The 19368-nt window shown below is 43.5% G+C and carries 13 protein-coding genes and 2 pseudogenes; 6 read left to right on the top strand and 9 right to left on the bottom strand.

The features are described from left to right. Positions 1–234, top strand: a pseudogene (locus O9295_RS20480) (hypothetical protein); the annotation flags it as partial. 328 nt (positions 235–562) lie between these two features. Here the strand turns inward: O9295_RS20480 and O9295_RS20485 are convergent. From O9295_RS20485 to O9295_RS20495, 3 genes are all read right to left on the bottom strand, one after another. Continuing rightward, positions 563–1906, bottom strand: a complete 1344-nt coding sequence (locus O9295_RS20485) for a chloride channel protein (protein ID WP_288034933.1) — start codon at positions 1904–1906, stop codon at positions 563–565. Positions 1907–2398: 492 nt separating this feature from the next. Beyond that, positions 2399–2854, bottom strand: a complete 456-nt coding sequence (locus O9295_RS20490) for a peroxiredoxin (RefSeq protein ID WP_002760875.1) — start codon at positions 2852–2854, stop codon at positions 2399–2401. A gap of 49 nt (positions 2855–2903) precedes the next feature. Then, positions 2904–4598, bottom strand: a complete 1695-nt coding sequence (locus O9295_RS20495) for an ABC-F family ATP-binding cassette domain-containing protein (RefSeq protein WP_288034935.1) — start codon at positions 4596–4598, stop codon at positions 2904–2906. Between the two features lie 135 nt (positions 4599–4733). Between O9295_RS20495 and O9295_RS20500 the strand changes: the two genes are divergently transcribed. Then, on the top strand, positions 4734–6377 hold the full coding sequence (locus O9295_RS20500) for a CocE/NonD family hydrolase (RefSeq protein ID WP_288034936.1): 1644 nt from the start codon (positions 4734–4736) through the stop codon (positions 6375–6377). Here O9295_RS20500 and O9295_RS20505 read toward each other — a convergent pair. The 4 genes from O9295_RS20505 to O9295_RS20520 all read right to left on the bottom strand — a co-directional run bounded on the left by O9295_RS20505 (position 6360) and on the right by O9295_RS20520 (position 9863). Continuing rightward, positions 6360–6935 carry an Alr1449 family protein gene (locus tag O9295_RS20505; protein WP_288034937.1) on the bottom strand — a complete coding sequence of 192 codons (576 nt, stop codon included), beginning with the start codon at positions 6933–6935 and terminating at the stop codon, positions 6360–6362. The two genes, O9295_RS20500 and O9295_RS20505, sit on opposite strands and share 18 nt — an antisense overlap. Positions 6936–7045: 110 nt before the next feature. Further along, positions 7046–8005, bottom strand: coding sequence for an aldo/keto reductase (locus O9295_RS20510; protein WP_288034940.1), 960 nt, complete (start codon positions 8003–8005; stop codon positions 7046–7048). A gap of 46 nt (positions 8006–8051) precedes the next feature. Then, the gene (locus tag O9295_RS20515; RefSeq protein WP_002795737.1) at positions 8052–8243 is read right to left on the bottom strand and encodes a hypothetical protein; all 192 of its coding nucleotides are present in this window, start codon (positions 8241–8243) and stop codon (positions 8052–8054) included. 120 nt (positions 8244–8363) lie between these two features. Next, positions 8364–9863, bottom strand: a complete 1500-nt coding sequence (locus tag O9295_RS20520) for an SLBB domain-containing protein (protein WP_288034943.1) — start codon at positions 9861–9863, stop codon at positions 8364–8366. A gap of 130 nt (positions 9864–9993) precedes the next feature. Between O9295_RS20520 and O9295_RS20525 the strand changes: the two genes are divergently transcribed. Further along, a complete protein-coding gene (locus O9295_RS20525) occupies positions 9994–12192 on the top strand; it encodes a phosphoketolase family protein (protein ID WP_288034945.1) in 2199 nt (732 codons plus the stop codon). Positions 12193–12259: 67 nt separating this feature from the next. Here the strand turns inward: O9295_RS20525 and O9295_RS20530 are convergent, their stop codons facing one another. Continuing rightward, positions 12260–13195 carry a 2OG-Fe(II) oxygenase gene (locus tag O9295_RS20530; RefSeq protein WP_288034947.1) on the bottom strand — a complete coding sequence of 312 codons (936 nt, stop codon included), beginning with the start codon at positions 13193–13195 and terminating at the stop codon, positions 12260–12262. A gap of 84 nt (positions 13196–13279) precedes the next feature. Here O9295_RS20530 and O9295_RS20535 point away from each other — a divergent pair, with 84 nt between their 5' ends. The 3 genes from O9295_RS20535 to O9295_RS20545 all read left to right on the top strand — a co-directional run bounded on the left by O9295_RS20535 (position 13280) and on the right by O9295_RS20545 (position 18816). Next, positions 13280–14407, top strand: coding sequence for an ABC transporter permease (locus O9295_RS20535; protein ID WP_288034949.1), 1128 nt, complete (start codon positions 13280–13282; stop codon positions 14405–14407). A gap of 157 nt (positions 14408–14564) precedes the next feature. Continuing rightward, on the top strand, positions 14565–15791 hold the full coding sequence (locus tag O9295_RS20540; RefSeq protein ID WP_288034951.1) for a glycoside hydrolase family 10-like protein: 1227 nt from the start codon (positions 14565–14567) through the stop codon (positions 15789–15791). Between the two features lie 145 nt (positions 15792–15936). Beyond that, on the top strand, positions 15937–18816 hold the full coding sequence (locus tag O9295_RS20545; protein ID WP_288034952.1) for a UPF0182 family protein: 2880 nt from the start codon (positions 15937–15939) through the stop codon (positions 18814–18816). A 149-nt stretch (positions 18817–18965) separates the two neighbouring features. Here the strand turns inward: O9295_RS20545 and O9295_RS20550 are convergent. Continuing rightward, positions 18966–19368 (bottom strand): annotated as a pseudogene (locus O9295_RS20550) (flagellar assembly protein H); the annotation flags it as partial.

Below are 19368 nucleotides of genomic sequence, written 5' to 3' on the forward strand. Positions count from 1 at the left end.
TGTCAGTCTGTAGAGCGACCTGATGACCAGAACAGAGTAAATCTGTTAAGGCAGGTGCGAAAAATCCTTCGGGAAAGAAGCAGAAACCCAAATCGTGAGGTTTGGGAATCGCCGTCCGTTTTACGGCGGCGAGGATGTCAAGGGAGTTTGCTAATCAAAATCGGTGGCACTGGTCAGTCCTATTTCACTTTACGACAAGTTGTGACCAGTTTTCTGATAGGTAAAAACCCCTAACAAATCCTCTTAGGGGTTTTGATCACAAATGTCGGGGTGAAGACAGCAATTCTAAATTTGCCCTGTAGCAAGGCTTTTGGGGGTTAGTTCCCATAATACGGGGTCAAATTCAATGGGATTGCAAATTTCATGTCACGAGTCTTCAGGCTTTTGACGTGATAGTACACCCAAAGTTGCCCCAAAAATCCCCCTTTAAAATGTTCTTTAAATCCCTAAAAGGCTTGCTATGTCTAAAACTGAGAATTGCTGGTTGCTAGTAGAGGCAAGATGTTGCCCAAGAATCTCCGCACTGTTAGGGCGGAGATTGTCAATCCCCTGACGGTGGCTTCTAGCGGAACATTGCGCGCAGGGAACTGGAGAGTTGATTGGCTGCCCGTGCGGCCACCAATCCCGAAAGGGCGGCGACCACTACTGTGGCAAGGCAGGTTAGCTGGGCTGCCCCCGGTCCACCCACCCCCAGCACCATCGCCATGGCGGTCAGAGGTAGGCGATAGCCACCAGCAATACCGGCCGCTGCCCCCGCCGCACCCGCCAGATCCCCCGAAATCTCAAAGGTGGTGGCGAACACCCGGCCACTGAGGTCGCCGATCGCCAGAAAAGGGACAAACACGCCGCCACAGCCCCCGGCTAAAACGGCAGCGGTGGTGGCCGCGGCCCGGAGCAGAGCTACCGCTAACAGATGGTAAGGAGTTGTTTTAATGTTTTCGGCCCAGACGATAGCGGCTCCCCCTGGTCCAAAAGCCGCTGCGGGGGTCGCCACCTGTCCGATCACGATCGCCAAGAATAGCATCACCAGGCCACCGATCAGGAGACGAGTGGCGGGCCTGTCCCGCAAGCCTCTGGCCCAGTAGATCGCCTCACCAGTGAGGGCTGTAATCGTGCCGGCGATCACTCCGATCAACAAAGTGGCACCCACCGCATCCCAGAAGTCAGTCGGGGCAACCTGCGGCACGACCAGCCGGATCAGTTGCAGCTTAAAGGCAGCGTTGACTCCCCATCCCACCAGTCCCCCGGCTAACATCGCCGCTGCCCGCTCCGGGGTGATCGGAACCTGGCGTCGCTGACTCAACTCAAACATAAAAAAGCTGCCCACCAGAGGGATTCCCATCAGAGCAGAAACACTGGCCGCACCGCCACCGATGGCCAGGGGCCGCACCAGTTGACCTAGGGCTGGATTTATGCTACCTAACCAGGTTCCCGTCGCCACGCCAATATGAGCTGCCGGTGATTCTGTTCCCATGGGCGCACCCAGTCCAACGGTGGAGAGGATGGCCAGGGCGCGCAAGGGGGCTAGATTCCAAGGGAACCGCTCTTCGGCGCCGGATGCGTTCACCACGTCACCGGTCAGGTCGGCGCGAGCAATGTCATGGGGGAAGGAGTACCAGTCCATGAGAGAAACCCAGCGGCCAGAGGAAGTTGCCCCCCGGGGAGCTAAGGTCTGCACGGGTTGCCCCCTACCCAGTCCAAACAGGACTAGCACTGCTAAGGTAACGCCCACCAGAGGCAGCAGCAGTAGCCAGACTTTGTCTAGGTCAGAGGCAATCCTGAGGGTTTGCTTAATTGCCTCAGTCAGCAGTACCGCGGCCAGAGAGCCGATCAAACCGCCGAGCAGGCCGCCAACAGCCCATGGGCCTACCCTGGTTAACAGAAGTTGTAGTTTGTTATTTAGCATCGTGCCAAGAAAGTTAAACTTTTATCGTTCCTATAGCAAGTCCCTTGGAGTGGTCAAGCAAAACACCCTGAAAGTCTTTACTATATAGTTAGTAAAAGTATAGTCAAATATAAACAGACTGAATTCCATTTGAGAAATTCCCTTCACTTTTACTTCGAGAGATTAATTCTCCTTGGCTGAACTACGCACCTCTCTATCCCATAGCTGAACGGATTTGGCAATGCTTTTCTTAGGATGTTGTAACTTGAAACCACTACTCAACGGATTTAGTATAAGTTAACATTTCAATTAGACGTTTATAAGGAATAACGACAAACTTTTGGCTGTTAGCTTTGCCTATGTTAGCCTTCTGTTTCCAGCCGTCATTTTTGCCAATAACTAAAGCAGATTGAGGGTGTGTTAGTCAAAATTAACACACCATTAATTTTATTTTTAAGTCAGAACTGTCCCAATTATGGGATAGATGTTTTAATTTCTTGCATAATCATCAACCTAAAAAGATTTAATTGTGTTCAAAGATTCGGTAACGTGAGCTTTAAAATCTAACATAGAATCGAAAATATGTCTGACGATTCCCTCTTGATCAATGATATAGGTAACTCGTCCGGGGAGGACGAATAAGGTAGAGGGAACACCGAATAATTTACGGACTCGGTTATCGCTATCACTTAAAAGGGTGAAGGGAAGATTATATTTTTGGGCAAATTGTTGATGAGATTGGGGACTATCGGCACTAATACCAATAACTTCCGCACCCGCGTCGGTAAACACTTCGTAACTATCGCGGAAAGCGCAGGATTCTGCGGTACAACCCGGAGTGTCATCTTTGGGATAGAAATAAATTACCAGGGATTTTTTACCGATTAAATCGCTGACATTAACCGTTGCCCCTGTTTGGGAAGGGAGAGAAAAATTGGGAACTCGATCGCCTACTTTTATAGCTGCCATAAGATTAATTAATGAATGGATAATCGTGGATAGGGTGATGCTTTATATTCTAACCTTTTTTGGTCTTTTGTTTAGCCCGTTTAGCAGCAGCTTTGGCCGCTTTTTCTGCTTCAATGCGTTTTTGTTCGGCTTTTTGTTTTTCTTCGTCTAGTTTTTCTAGATAATAGTGATAATCTCCTGCGTAGGCAATTAATTCGCCCTCCCGAATCTCGACAATTTTGTTAGCTACCTGGGAGATAAAATAACGATCATGGGAAACAATTAAAACCGTGCCTTCATAAACTTTTAAAGCTGATTCTAACATTTCCTTGGCGGGAATATCGAGGTGATTAGTGGGTTCATCCAGAATTAATAAGTTAGCGGGAGCAAGTAACATTTTGGCTAAGGCAAGACGCGCTTTTTCGCCACCACTCAAAGATTCTACTTTTTTTAATACCGTTTCCCCACTGAATAAAAATCGCCCTAAAAGACTGCGAACTTCCACATCTTTCCAATCGGGAACTTCATCATGAATGGTATTTAAAACAGTTTTAGTTAGGTCTAAAGCTTCCGCTTGGTTCTGCTCAAAATAACTAGGAATAACGTTATGTTTACCGATTTCGATCGAGCCTTCTGTGGGAGCTTCTAACCCAACAATTAAACGTAAAAGCGTGGATTTTCCTGCACCATTTGGTCCTAAAAACGCCACTCGATCGCCCCTTTCTATTTCCAGATTTGCTCCCAAAAAGAGAATTTTATCATCGTAAATGTGAACAATATTTTTAATAGTTACCACTTCCCGACCACTACGCACTGCTGGAGGAAACTGGAATTTTAAGGTACGCACATCGGCAATTGGTGCTTCAATTTTTTCCACCTTTTCTAATTGTTTTTCCCGGCTTTTTGCTTGGGTACTGCGGGTGGCACTGGCCCGGAACCGATCCACGAAAGCTTGCTGTTTTTCTAGTTCTTTTTGCTGACGTTCGTAGGCACTTAACTGAGCGGATTGTTGTTCGTATTTTTGCTGTAGGTAGGCAGAATAATTACCTAAATAAGTGGTAGAAACTCCCCTTTCAGTTTCGACAATTTTGGTACAGAGACGATCAAGAAATTCCCGGTCGTGGGAAACTATGACCATGGGAGTAGTTAAATCCTTGAGGAATTTTTCTAACCATTCAATGGTTTCTAAGTCTAAATGGTTAGTCGGTTCATCGAGGAGTAAAATATCGGGAGTTTGCAGGAGAATTTTACCTAAACTCATCCGCATTTGCCAACCACCACTAAAGGAACTTACCAAGCGATCGCCGTCATCAATAGTAAAGCCCATTTCTGGTAAAATTTTCTCGATGCGCGCTTCTAATCCGTAACCATCTAACGCTTCAAATTGTCTTTGTAGGCGATCCAATTGATGAATTAAGCGATCTAAGTCTTCGGGATCAGCTTTTTCCATGCGCTGGGGAATTTCTATTAGTTGATGGTGGACTTGATTCGCTTCTTGAAACACCGTCCAAAATTCCTCGCGTACCGTCCGACGGGGATCCACTTCAAATTCTTGGGTAAGATAGCCGATATGGAGACTGGTAGGACGGATGATCTCTCCGGCGGTGGGTTCCACTTCCCCCATAATAATTTTCAGCTGGGTGGATTTTCCGGCCCCATTGACTCCCACCAACCCGATGCGATCGCCAGTTTTTACTTCCCAAGTGACATCTTTTAACACTTCTCCCGTCGGGTAAATCTTACTAATTCTCTCTAGTCGTAGCATCGCTGATTTTTCTCCAGTCCTAGGCAGTTGAGGCAGTCCGCCTCTATTGTAACATTTAGTTAAGCTTTATCTGGTCTTTGTCAAGTTTTCTCGATTGAGCCACCCGACAGTATTTTTTATTTGAAAGAGATAATAATGCTTAATCCTTACCCCATAAAAAAAGAAACGGCTAGTTTAATCACCAGAGATGGAATTAGTTTAGTTGCCGATATTTATCGTCCCGATAGTAGGGAATCTTTACCCATTTTACTAATGCGACAACCCTACGGAAAAGCGATCGCTTCTACGGTGGTTTATGCCCATCCTAGCTGGTATGCACGTCAGGGTTATATTGTGGTAATTCAGGATGTCCGGGGACGGGGAAACTCGACGGGAAATTTTAATTTATTTGCCCATGAAATTAGCGACGGATTAGAAACCATTGAATGGGTTTTAACTATTCCTAATAATACGGGTGTGGTGGGAATGTATGGTTTTTCCTATCAGGGAATGACTCAATTATACGCCGCTACTAATAGTCATGCTGCTTTAAAAACTATTTGCCCAGCAATGATCGCTCACGATTTATATCGAGATTGGGGCTATGAAAATGAAGCATTTAATTTACAATATAATCTCGCTTGGGCAATACAATTAGCGGCGGAAACAGCTAGATTAAAAGGGGACGAAACTGCCTATCAAAAACTCTGGGTAGCTTCCCGAAATTTACCCCTTTTTGATCCTATTGCTGCCTCTCCCCAAATTCTGCAAGATTTAGCCGCCGATTCTTTTTATCACGAGTGGATTACTCGTTATCTTCCCGATGAATATTGGCAAAAATTATCCCCGCAAAACCTTTTAAAAAATATCGATTTACCGATGTTACATATCGGGGGTTGGTTCGATCCTCATCTCCGGGGAACTTTGGGTTTATACCAAGAAATGCAAGCGCGTTCTATCTATCCCCAACAGCTAATTATTGGTGCTTGGACTCATCTACCCTGGGGGAGAAAAGTAGGAGAGATAGATTATGGTCAACAGGCAATTAGTCCTGTGGATAAAATGCAGCTGCAATGGTTTGATTATTTCTTAAAAGGTCAGGAAACGGAGTTATTAAAAAATCCTCCTATGTATCTATTTCAAATGGGGTCTAATCAATGGCGATATCTGGAGAAGTTTCCAGGAGAAAATCAGCAAATTTATTATCTTGCTAGTCAAGGTTTAGCCAATCTGCGCGAGGATGAGGGGAAATTAAGCGCGATTTTGTTAGAACCTGCGATCGAGGATACCATCGTTCACGATCCTTGGCGACCGGTCCCATCTTTAGGAGGTCATAGCGCCCTACCGGGGGGAATATTCGACCGCACTATGCTAGACTGTCGCAGTGATGTGATTACCTACACTTCTCCCCCCCTAGAGAAAGATTTAACGATTTTGGGTAGTCCCCGTCTGGATTGTTATTGTCAAGCAGATGCGGTTAGTTTCGATATCTGCGCGGTGGTTTCTCAAGTTACCCCCGATGGTCGGGTTTTTAATATCACTCAGGGTTATAAACGGGTAAATAATCCCGAATCGCCCCTAAATATTGCCCTACAGGCCACTTTTATCACTATTCCTCAAGGTCATAGCTTGCGTTTAAGTCTGAGTGCCTCTTGCTTTCCTGCACATCCCGTCAATGCGGGGACCGGCAGCTATCCCCACCAGAGTCGAGCGATCAATTTTTCTATTATCACAATTAAGGTTTTTTGTCAAGGAAATTTTCCTGCAAAATTGCTATTACCTTTAGTCGGGGAAAGCTAAACCGCTGCGGGGATCGCGAATGTATAAACCTAACACCAGGGAGGAGATAACCGTATCCCAGACGGGGGTGAATTTGTCCGCATCATCGACCCAATAATCCATAGTAATTAAACATTGAACTCCAGAACCAATACCCACGGCAATGCGCGAATAAGCTGGCCGATTTTCTTGGGGGTCGATGAATTGAATTTGTACCCAAACAATGCGTACGGTTTGGCGTTTTTCTTGGATAACTTCGCCGATTTCGTGAGGATTGCGGCTATCTTCACGAGCTAATTTTTTGACCATTCCTTTCAGGGGCAATTCTTTCCAATCTCCGGGGGGAAGTAGATTATAGGAAACCTCTAAACGACAATCATCATCGGGGGGTTTTCTATCCAAAAAACGAAAGGAATTATCATCGGGTTCAAAATGCCAATCCTGAGGAACTTCAAAGCGAACTGCACCGCGACCAGCTACAAAAATACTGTTACCCGGACTAGATTTCCAGTTATGATCTGGATTTAAGTCGAGGGTTTCTTTAATCCATTGCAGATTGTGTTTTTTCGATTTAGTCATGGGTATAATCCTGCGGTAAGAATCGGACTATAGCTATTATTATACAGGCTTTTTCCTGAGAATTAACCAAAACTTCTATCCTCACCCTTAGGATAACTGCTGTATAATTTTTAGAAATCCCACAGCACGGGATTATCATCCAAGAAATCAGTTACCTGTTTACCAATATTATCAATTAATTTTAGGTCTTCTGGGGTTAAATTAATTGTCATTGCCTGAGCGTTATTAACTGCTTGAGCAGCATTTCTTACCCCAGCAATTGCATTAGTTTGGGGTTGCTTAATTAACCAAGCAAGAGATAATTGAGCTAGGGAACAATTATAGCGTTCAGCAATCGGTTCTAATTGATTTAAAGCCGCTTGTACCCTCTGAAAGTTTTCGCCATGAAAGAGTTTATTTTTAATTCTATGGTCCTCCGCTGCCAACTGATAACCGTTTCTAAATTTTCCTGTTAATAAACCTTGGGCAAGGGGAGAATAGGCCAGAATAGAAATATTATTTTCTATACAATAGGGCATAATTTCCTTTTCTACCGAGCGCCAAAACAGAGAATAGGGAGGTTGAATACTCTCAATTCTGCCGTATTGACCAGCTTCTTCCAGTTGAGAGCGGGAGAAATTGGAAACCCCTATAGCTCGAATTTTTCCCTGTGCTTTCAGATAATTAAGAGCGGCCATAGTTTCAGAAATAGGCACTATTTCCGTGTTCCATGAGCCACTAGGCCAATGAATTTGGTAAATATCTATATAATCAGTTTGGAGGTTTTTTAAAGAGCGATGGCAAGCTGCGATAACTTCCTCATATTTGAGGTGATTAGCAAAAACTTTTGTGGCATAAATTACCTGTTCTCGCACATCGGCTAAAGCTTGAGCGACAATCAATTCCGAGTGACCTTCCCCGTAGATTTCGGCTGTATCTACAGTGGTAATTCCTGCCTCAAAAGCGGCACGAATGGCTTGAATACTTTCCTCATCTTCAATACCTGCCCACATCTTTTTTCCTGCTTGCCAAGTACCCACGAGAAGGGGAGTAATTTCTATATTAGTCTGACCGAGATAGCGTTTTTGCATAACAGTTTTTTTGATGGGTTAAGTATGCTTAGGGTTTCAGTCGGGTTTAGGGCTGAAAATCCCAGCTGAAGACGACTAAGGTGACAAGGATAAAAACTTTTACCGGTAGGGGTGTAAAGAACAAACTTAACAAGCCACAAAAAAGACCTAATAAGCGGGTACTGAGGCTAATTATTTCGCCTTGAACATTGTAGCTAATCGACAGGGCGAGTAGGGCTAGAGTAAGGAGAAAAATCATAGTTTTCTTTCCTGAGTCTATCGAGCAGAAAAGCCGTAAACGCTCACGACTTTTCGCCGTTTCTATATCTATTATTAGCTCGATTACTTAGCTAATGACATCCGGGTAAAGTAAACTTTTTTAACGGAAAAGATTAAAAAATCCGTTGAAGAGGCCTGTCAGACCGGTAAAGGGACTTAAAACCGTGCCGAGGGTGTCGGTAGCAGATGCCAGACTGCTACGATGAACCACAACCACATCATTATTGCGGAGAATCGGGTTAGTTTTCTCGTTGATACCCTGGGAAAAATCGATGTTAATTGAGGTTTTGGTGACGGTCCCGTTAGGATTGAGACGAATTAATTCCACTGTGGACTGATTGGCCCGACGCTTATCAAAGTCTCCTGCGGTTAAAATTGCCTGATTGAGGGGGGTATTGGGAGGAACTTCAATTGTCCCCGGTTTTCTCACCTCCCCGACCACTTTCACGTTAATGGTTTTAGGGGCAAAACTAGCCGATGCTAGGGTTTCCGATTCCTTGGCCGAGATTTCAGTTGCGGTGGGGATAATCACCGTATCACCTTCTTGAAGAAAGATATCGCCGGTCATATCACCTTTTTCGAGCAAACTCCAGAGATCTACGGGGATTTTCTGCTGGGAACCGTCACGAGTATAACGCAGCACTTGTACCTGTCGGATATCGGCCAGAGGTTTGATGCCTCCCGCTTGTTGGATAGCTTGGGTTAGTCGGGCCGGTTTCCTGGTGCCGCCGCGATCTTGGTCATTATTATTGTTATTGTTATTGTTGGCAGTGGGGACAATACGATGGGACCCCGGACGATAAACTTCTCCCACCACAGTAACATTAATTTCTCGATCGCTATCTAGTCCAAAATTGGCATCGGCTAATTGATTGACTTCCCCGACGCTAAGGGTCGTTTTAGTGGGAATAACGATGCTATCGCCATCTCTGAGGCTAATATCTTGGGTTGTATCGCCTTTTTGGATTAATTGCCAGAGATTCGCTTGAATTAGCTGTTCTTGTCCCTTGAGGTTGCGTCGGATTTGAACTTGACCAATATCGGCCACCGTAGTCACTCCCCCCGCTTGCCGGATTATTTCGGTCAATAGGGGCGTTTTTTGGCTTTGTTCGGGGTTAATTGTATAAGTACCCGGACGATTGACTTCCCCCGCGATGGCGATTTGCAGAGGCCGGGGAGTGAGAATGCTAACAGTAACCACGGGACGTTTGAGATAGGTGGTGTAACGTTTGGCCAAGGTTTGGCCGGCTTCGGTGACGGTCATTCCCTCCACTTTGACGCTACCAATCAGAGGTAAAGTCAGGGTTCCATCGGCTAAAACAAGGAAATCGCCGCTTAAATCCGCGACTTGGTAAACGGTGACGCGGACTTTATCTCCTTCTCCTAGGGTGTACTCTTTGCTTTCTGCGGGGATAGGAGCAATCGCCTCTTGAGCGGGTGCAGGACTACTCGGAGGAGTGGCTTGGACTGGGCGGGCTTCTAAGGAAGTTAGGGGGGCAATAGTGCCGATAATTAATAGATAACGTAGGGATTTACTGATTAAATCCTGTAATTGGTTGCTATTTAACATGATCAATAGGATTAATTTTATCGTTAACATTGGCGATCAGTGTAGCACAAATAGTCGATCGCCTATGGAAACCCCGTGTAATATCGCATCTATCGAGAGTTACCGCTAACTGTAAGATAGTTTTAACGATTGCCTGTATGTAAAGGGGTATATTAATTTTATGACAGCTACTAGCACAATTCCCGATTTTTGTCAAGGAATAAAATATTTTGGGGGTTCCTTACCCGAATTTGATAAATATGCAGGAAAAGCCGCTATCGCTGAGGGAAAAACCGCTATTATTGCCGCTAATGACCCGAATGCTATCTATCAAACCCTCCTAGCCGCCGATGCTTTGCGTTACCTCACCCTACAAATCACCGCTACCAAAGAATCGGGACACCCCGGCGGTTTTGCCAGCGCTGCCGACGTAATTGCCTCTTTGATGATGTTAGGCCAGAAAAATATTTTCACCGAAGTGGGCCATCATGCCCCCGGTTTTTATAGTAACGTCTTTCTCGATCGCTCTCTCGAAGCCATGGGCATCAGCAACGTCAGGGAATTGGGAGAACGTTTTCGGGAAAAACACGGACTTTTAGGGCATCTTTCTGGACAAATCCCCGGACTGCTCGGGCCGGCCGGTCCTTTGGGCCAAGGCCAACATTTCGCCATGGCGGCGGCCAAATTACACCCTAATACCCTTTTCCCTGTGACTATCGGGGATGGTGGTTTAGGAGAACCCTACATTATGAGTAGTTTTGGTCATTTTCACACTGCTTATCCTGAAATTACCAATTTTCTGCCGATTTTAGTCTGGAATGGCTATTCCCAAGAACACCATAGCATGGTTTCCCTGAAAACTAACGCCGAAATGGAAGCCTATTGGCGCGGTAATGGTTTCGAGGAAGTGATTCTCATTAATGCTAAAGACTTCGATGATGCTAATCAAAATGGGGAATATGTAGATAGCACCAAATTCTCTTTTAACCAGCGTCTGGAGTTCATGAAAGTGGTGTTAATGGCCACGGATAAAGCCGCCCAATTAGCTTTAGGAGGTAAACTAACCGTTATCATTATTAAACAACTTAAAGGGGCGGGAGTTCACAAACGGGGAGCGGCTTCCCATAATCTTTATCCAGGCGATTCTTTAGAAAAAGATTATATCGTTGCTGCCTTACAGGAACGCGCTTTACCCCCTGAAGCTTGGGCAATTGTTCGTACTAATTTCGAGCGCTCTGGAGGGGGTCCGGCAGTGGAAACAGTGGTAACGGAAAAAGTCTTCCCGCTGCCGGATTTAGGAACCTTACCGATGACCGAATATACTGTGGGTGGTGATAAAAAAGTGGCCACCACTGCCATGGGGGAATTAGTGGTAGCTGTGGGTAAAGCTGACCCCAATTTTGTCGTCACTAATGCTGATGGTAATGCCGCTTCGGGAATTAATAATATTAACGTCGGTTTAAAGATTATTCACCCCACCAGCGATGATACCTATTTCCAAGCACCTAACGGTCAAGTTTATGAGCCTTTAAGCGAGGATGCCTGTGCTGGATTAGCCGTCGCTTTATCTCTCTTGGGAGCGCGGACTTTATGGTGTTCCTACGAGTCTTTTGCTATCAATGGTTTACCGATTTGGCAGACTGTAACCCAAGCGATGGCCGAGTTACGTCGTCCCACCCCTTCTACTATTACTTTATTCACCGCCGGAGCCTTAGAGCAAGGGCGTAATGGTTGGACACACCAACGCCCAGAGATTGAAAATTATTTCGCCGCTATGATGCGAAATGGCAATATTTTTCCTCTCTTTCCCTGCGATGCTAACAGTATTCAAGTCTGTTATGAATGGGCGTTAGGAACTAGCAATAAAGGCATTACAATCACCGCTAGTAAATCGCCTTTACCGGTACGAACCACTTTTGAGCAAACCCGTCAAGCTTTAGAAAAAGGCGGCGTAATTCTCCACGAATCGGAAGGCAGTAAAAAAGTTGTTTTTGCCGTCATTGGCGATATGACTTTATTACCCGTCTTTGAGTCTGCACAACAGTTAGAAGCAGCGGGAATCGGTGTAAAAATCGTCTCGGTAATTAATCCCCGTCGTCTCTACCGTCCTAGCGATGTGATGAGTGAAACTAGCTCGGCAGCTGATAATAATTTCCTCGATGATGCTGGTTTTGACAGTCTCTTTGCCGGTGATGCTTTAATCGGAGTAACCGGTGGTACAAGCGCCATGTTAGAACCGATTATGTTACGCAGTAATGCGCGTCGGGATGTCTTCGCTTGGAAACGGGGAGAAACCACCGCCAGTGCCGGGGAAATTATGGCCTATAATGGTTTGACTGCCAATGCTTTAACTGCCCGTGCTACCCAGTTATTAGGCTAAGTTCCCAGTTAGTTTTTTTGATGATTCCCTACTCTCTCTGATGGGAAAGTAGGGATTTTTTCTCAGGTCACTTTCGCCAACGGAGTAAACTTTTAATAATTTTCCATAGGCGAGGATATTGGAGGGATAGATAGCGCTTAATATGGGATTTTAAACTAACTAAATCCTGAGATTCTTTCAGTTCTCTATCTTGATAAAAACGAATTAAATCATCCCGTCTTTTCAGTAAAATTTTAATTTGTTGGTAATCTTCTGAGCTTAAAACTTGATGGGGTTGAATATTTTCTGGCAGCGGGCGCGGGATGTAAAAAGTTGTATGAGATGGTGATAATTCCTGGTCTGGACGTTCTTTGGTATAGAGATAGATAGACAGAGATTTACGCGATAAATGCCGTTTATTTTCTGGTAAATTAATCTGAGAAAATCCATGCCATGAATATTCATTGGTTTCAAAAATAAGACAACGATTAAAGATAGGTACAAAAGATTTAATCTGATTTTCTTCCGGTTGACGTGGATTGGAATGTAACTCTAGATTACCTCCCCAATCTGCTTGCCATTGGGGATTTAAATAGATTAATAAATTCAAGCGGCGATGATACCAATGACGCTCATCGAGGTTAAAATCAATGTGAGGGTCTAATTCTTGACCCTGTAAATTTTCGTGGGTTCCACCCCCATAAAAACTAGGGTCTGGAATTAAATTATCAACACCGGTTAATTCGGAAATTAACTCTAAAAACTCTTGAGCTTGAACGTAGCGGCCAAACTCTTGATAAACACCCCCTAAACCGATTAAATCCTCATTAACCGCCTTCCCGCCAACTTTTCCTAACTCACTAATGGCTTTTTGCGGATTAAAACTGGGAAAATTTTCCAGCAAAATTTGCGCTTGCTCCCCAACTAAAAAATTATCGATGACCAAATGCTTAAACGGTTGCGCTGTCTCAAAATCTTGACGATAGACAGAAGATTTCTCATAAACAAGGGGATTAATAAACATTAGACAGCTTTTTTGTTGGTATGATAAATTGTAGCAATCAGACTAGCAAAATAAAGATTAACTCTCCTATTGACCTCATCGCCTATGGACTGGTGGCACAAACTCAAAGATAATCCTCTCGCCCGTTGGGGAGCAGTTTTACTGTTAATCTTCTATTTAAGCGTAATGGCGGCGGATTTTGTCGCTCCCTACTCTCCCTACTCCTCCCAACCCGGTCAGTCTCTCCTACCCCCCACCCAAATCTTTTGGCGCTCGCAGTCGGGAAGTAACAAGGGTGAGTGGATTGGCCCCCACGTCTATCCCACCACTCAAAGTGCTATTAATATAGAAACTGGTGAGCGGAAGCTAATGAGAGATTTTAACAAACCCTTGCCGCTGCGTCTCTTGGTTAAGGGTGAAACCTATAATTTCGGTCAAATTCGCCTACCTTTGCCGCCAAAATGGCAGGAAGTAACTTTATTCCCCGGTATCCCTTTTGATCGCCATCTGTTCGGAGTCATCGGCGATGGTAGAATCAATATATTGGGAACCGACGAATCGGGACGCGATAGTTTTAGTCGCTTGATTTTCGGGGGCAGAATTAGTTTATTTATCGGTTTGGTCGGGATTTTAATTTCTTTCCCTATCGGTTTATTTGTCGGTGGCGTTTCTGGCTATTTTGGCGGTTGGTTAGATGCGATTTTAATGCGTTTTGTGGAAGTTTTAATGACTATCCCCGGCATATATTTACTCGTGGCCCTAGCGGCCGTTTTACCCGCAGGATTAACCAGCACCCAACGCTTTTTATTAATCGTCCTGATTACTTCTTTTATCAGTTGGTCGGGATTAGCGCGGGTAATTCGCGGTCAAGTTTTATCCCTGAAAGAACAGGAATTTATTCAGGCCGCTAAAGCTATGGGAGCAAAACCCCTTTATATTATTCTGCGTCATGTGCTGCCCCAAACTGCCAGTTATATCATTATTTCTGCTACGTTAGCCGTGCCTGGTTTTATCGTGGCCGAATCGGTTTTAAGTTTAATTGGTTTGGGAATTCAACAACCAGATCCTAGTTGGGGAAATATGCTTTCTCTGGCTACCAATGCCTCAATTATTGTTCTACAACCCTGGTTAATTTGGCCAGCTGCTTTGTTAATTATTCTCACCGTTTTAGCTTTTAATTTACTCGGTGATGGTTTACGCGATGCCCTAGATCCTCGCAATTTAGAGAGATAATTTAGTTATTTTATCAGTCAGGAGGCAGTCAGCAGCAGGCAGGAGATAGATTTTAGGGGTTGGGGTTTTGGGGTTTTAGGGTTGTAGTTCAATTTCCCCACCTCCCCACCTCCCCACCTCCCCACCTCCCCACTTCCCCACTTCCCCACTTCCCATTATGAATAGAATCAGTAAAACCTTTAATAATTTCGCCGATAGTTTGGTGATTTATAGTCAAAGATACGGAAAAATAAGCTGGGTAATATTTTTAATTATCTTTGCTTGTATCATGACGATAACCTTTAATTATCCGGCACAATCGACCAATCAACCCCAAGAAAAACCCGAAATTCGTGGAGTTTGGTTAACTAATATCGATAGTGAGGTATTATTTAAACCGGAAACCCTAAAAGATGCCCTTGATAGGTTGGCTGATTTAAACTTTAATACTATTTATCCCACGGTCTGGAATTGGGGTTATACACTCTATCCTTCTAAGGTAGCAGAAAAAGTGACAGGACGAGCGATCGATCCCCATAAGTCTTTAAAAAATCGCGACTTTTTAGAGGAAATAATTAGCCAAGGTCATCGGAAAAAATTAAGAATTATTCCTTGGTTTGAATTTGGTTTTATGGCTCCTGCGGATTCAGAATTAGCCAAACGACATCCCGATTGGTTAACCCAAAGACAGGATAAAAGCGTGATTTGGTGGGAAGGAAAAGTGCATCAACGGGTGTGGTTAAATCCCTTACATCCGCAAGTACAAAACTTTATTACGGATTTAGTCAGCGAGATTATTACTAACTACGATATAGAAGGAATTCAGTTTGATGATCATTTTGGTTATCCCACCGATTTTGGCTATGATGAAACCACGATTAAACTCTATCAAAGGGAACATTCTGGACAATTACCACCGCAAGATTACCAAGATAAAGCATGGATTCAATGGCGGGCCGATAAAATTACTGACTATATGAATAGTTTAGCCCAGATGATTAAAAAGCGCCAACCTACAGCGATTATTTCCCTATCTCCTAATCCCTACACTTTCTCCCTAGAATCCTATCTTTTAGATTGGCAAAAATGGCAACAAAAAAACTTGATTGATGAGTTAATAATACAAGTGTATCGAACTGATATGAACGCCTTTGACTGGGAATTATCGCAACCAGAATTACAGCAAGCTAGAGAATCTATCCCCGTGGCTATTGGGATTTTATCTGGTTTAAAAGGTCGTCCGATTCCGATGGTTAATATTACTCAACAAGTGGAAAAATCGAGACAACAAAATTTTGGCGTTTCTTTCTTTTTCTACGAAACTTTATGGAATATGAGCAATGAATCTCCTTCCTATCGACGCAGGATTTTTCGAGAAATACTCCAGTCTGCTAATCCTCGCTAAAATTAGGGAAAATTGCTGACTTTCAGCTAAATTATTGCCCTAACCCGGCTATAGTTTCTTAAGTTTATCTTTAAATTAAGAAAAAGCAGCAGGGAGAAACTAAAATCGCTAGAATGAAAGAAGACTCTCTTTTATCACTTTATCCATGCTGATCAGACATAACCGAAGCTCGATCGCTAAACCTATTTTACTGTTTCTCGGCTGCCTTGTGATCGGGCAGTTGGGGGTATTAGTGGTAGCCAATAGCCTCTGGTTTACCGAGATGGGTTATTTAAACACTTTCCTGAAACAATTATCTTGGCAACTAGGATTAGGTTGGGGAAGTGCGATTCTTTCTCTACTCTTTATTTTTACTAATTTACGTTTAGCCCAGCGTTTTCGTTGGCAAAAACCCCGGGAAGATAGTTATCCTCTTAGTCCTCAATCTCCTAGTATTAATTTACTCGGCCTTTTGATTATCGCAACGGGAATTGGAGCTTGGATCGGGTCAATGTTATTGTATTACAGTAAACTAGCCCTCAGTCTCTGGACACCAGATTTTAATCTCCCTAACCTCAGTTCTTCCCTCAATTCTCCTCTGCAAATAGTTTGGATTAGGCAAGTATTAACTGATATTTCCAGTAATTTGTGGCAAGGGTTAATTATCGCTTTTTTAGTCTTGGGATTATTAATTAAAACCGAGTATTTTTTGCGAATAATATCTATAGTATTCACTGTCATGCTATCTTTTATTATTGCTGGGCAGTGGGCGAATTTTTTAAAATATTTTTATGGTGTTCCTTTCAATATTAACGATCCTCAATACGGGAATGATTTAGGTTTTTACATCTTTCAATTACCCCTGTGGCAGTTACTAGAATTATGGCTCACTGGTGTGGGAATATATACTCTTTTTGCTGTTATTTTAACCTATCTTTTTTCGGGTGATAGTCTTTCTCTGGGAAAATTTATGGGGTTTTCCCGTCCGCAACTGCGTCATTTATACGCCCTGTGGAGTGGGTTAATGGGGCTGCTAGTATTACACCATATTATTCAGCGTTACCTGCTACTTTATTCTCCGGAAGGGGTAGTTTATGGTGCGGGTTATATCGATGTTCATGTTGGTCAATTTATTGAAATTATTCTGGGAATTATTGCAGGAATAACCTCTATATGGTTAGGAGAAAAAGCATTATTTGGTAAAAAAGACCGTCGCAAGTTATACAAAAATCCTAAGAAAAAGTTGGTATTTTTCCCCTACTTAGTTCCTGTATTTCTCTATTTAATTGTTTGGATAAGTGGCACAATTATCAGTGGACTATTGCAAAGAACTGTCGTACAACCGAATGAATTAGTGAGAGAAAGACCCTATATCGAAAGAAGTATTCAATCCACAAGAGCGGCTTTTTCCTTAGATAGAATTGATGCCCAAGTTTTCGATCCACAGGCCGAATTAAATGCCGAAGTTTTAGAGAGAAACCATCTAACTATCGATAATATTCGTCTTTGGGACACCAAACCACTGCTAGAAACTAACCGACAATTACAGCAAATTCGCTTATATTATAAATTCCCCGATGCTGATATCGATCGCTATCGGGTACGAGTAGGATTGCCTGAAAAAATCGAAGAACGTCAAATATCTGAAAAACAACAGACAATTATTGCCGCTAGAGAATTAGATTATAGTGCGGTTCCCACTTCTGCTAACACTTGGGTGAATAAACATCTCGTTTATACCCACGGTTATGGGTTCACTCTTTCCCCGGTTAATTTAGTGGCTGCCGGGGGTTTACCCTACTATTTTGTCAAAGATATCGGCACAAATAAAGACGAAGGGGCCCTACAAACCTCTAGCGAATTAATTGATTATAGTATTCCCATTGGTAAACCCCGCATTTACTACGGGGAATTAACTAATAATTATGTGATGACTCCCACCACCGTAGAAGAATTGGATTTTCCTAGCGGGGATGGAAATGTCTATAATACCTACGATGGTAAGGGAGGAATCCTAGTGGGGACGGGGTGGAGACGTTGGCTATTTGCCCTTTATCTGCGGGATTGGCAAATGTTATTTAGCCAAGATTTTACTCCCGAAACTCGCTTATTAATGCGTCGTGATATCCAAAATCGCGTGCAAACTATTGCCCCTTTTTTAAATTATGATCGCAACCCCTATTTAGTAGCGGCAGATGTGGGCGATAGTAGTAGTAAATTACATTGGATTATTGATGCTTATACTATCAGCGATCGCTATCCCTATTCTGACCCGGGGAAAGATAAATTTAACTATATTCGCAATTCGGTCAAAGTGGTAGTGGATGCCTATCATGGAACGGTGAATTTCTATGTTGCCGATGAAAATGATCCAATCATTCAGACGTGGACTAAAATCTTTCCTCATCTCTTTAAATCTTTAGCAGAAATGCCGAAAACTCTCCGCAGTCATATCCGTTATCCCGAAGATTTATTTAGTACCCAAGCAGAAAGATTATTAACCTATCACATGACCGATCCGCAAGTATTTTATAATCGGGAGGATCAATGGGAAATTCCCCTAGAAATTTACGGCACGGAACCCCAGGCTGTATCACCCTATTATTTAATCATGAAACTGCCCGATTCCGACAAAGAAGAATTTATTCTCCTCCATCCCTATACTCCCTCTAGTCGGCAAAATTTAATCGCTTGGTTAGCGGCGCGTTCAGACGATAGAGAGTATGGTAAGTTATTACTCTATCAATTTCCTAAACAAAGGTTAGTGTACGGACCCAATCAAATTGAGGCTTTAATTAACCAAGATCCAGATATTTCTCAACAGATTTCCCTTTGGAATCGGGACGGTTCTAAAGTTTTGCAAGGACACCTATTAATTATTCCCATTGAACAATCGCTGCTTTATGTAGAACCTTTGTATCTAGTGGCAGACCAAAATAGTGTCCCGACAATCGCTAGAGTAACAGTTGCTTATCAAAATAAAATTGTCATGGAACCAACCTTGAAGGAAGCTTTAGAAAAGCTATTCTCAGGTCATCAGAGCTAAATTGCCGCTAATTGGCCACAAATTAGCAAGAAAGCTGATGCTGGTTCCAGAACGATCCTCAATATCCCCGAATTTGCCCGGAAAATTGCCTGCTCTGGTTAATCAGCCAATTTTAAAATCCAGTATCATCAAAGGATTGAGTTATGCTTTTAATTAGAAAAGTGGGCAATTAATTCTGTGCGAGATGAATTGAGTATTAAAGGGGTAAACTCCTCCACCGGTAATAATAAAATGCGCTCGATGATTAGGGACAAATCTGGGTCTAAACTACCAAAACGAGCTTTCAATAAATTTTCTACCACCAGACGTTCTCCCTGTTGAAGACCCTGTTGAAGACCCTGTTGAAGACCCTGTTGAAGACCCTGTTGAAGACCCTGTTGAAGACCCTGTTGAAGACCCTGTTGAAGACCCTGTTGACGGCCAGCATCCAGTTCTTCCTGAAGACGGGAAGTGTATAAAGGTGATAATCTCATAATTAACTCTCTGTCCTCCTGTTCAAGCTCTTGATCGTTAGTTAAAGAAGTTCTCAAGTTTAATAATAATTCTAGAGCA

Origin of the sequence: Microcystis sp. LE18-22.4A (assembly GCF_027531105.1) — a bacterium.
GTDB classification, from domain to species: Bacteria; Cyanobacteriota; Cyanobacteriia; order Cyanobacteriales; family Microcystaceae; genus Microcystis; species Microcystis aeruginosa.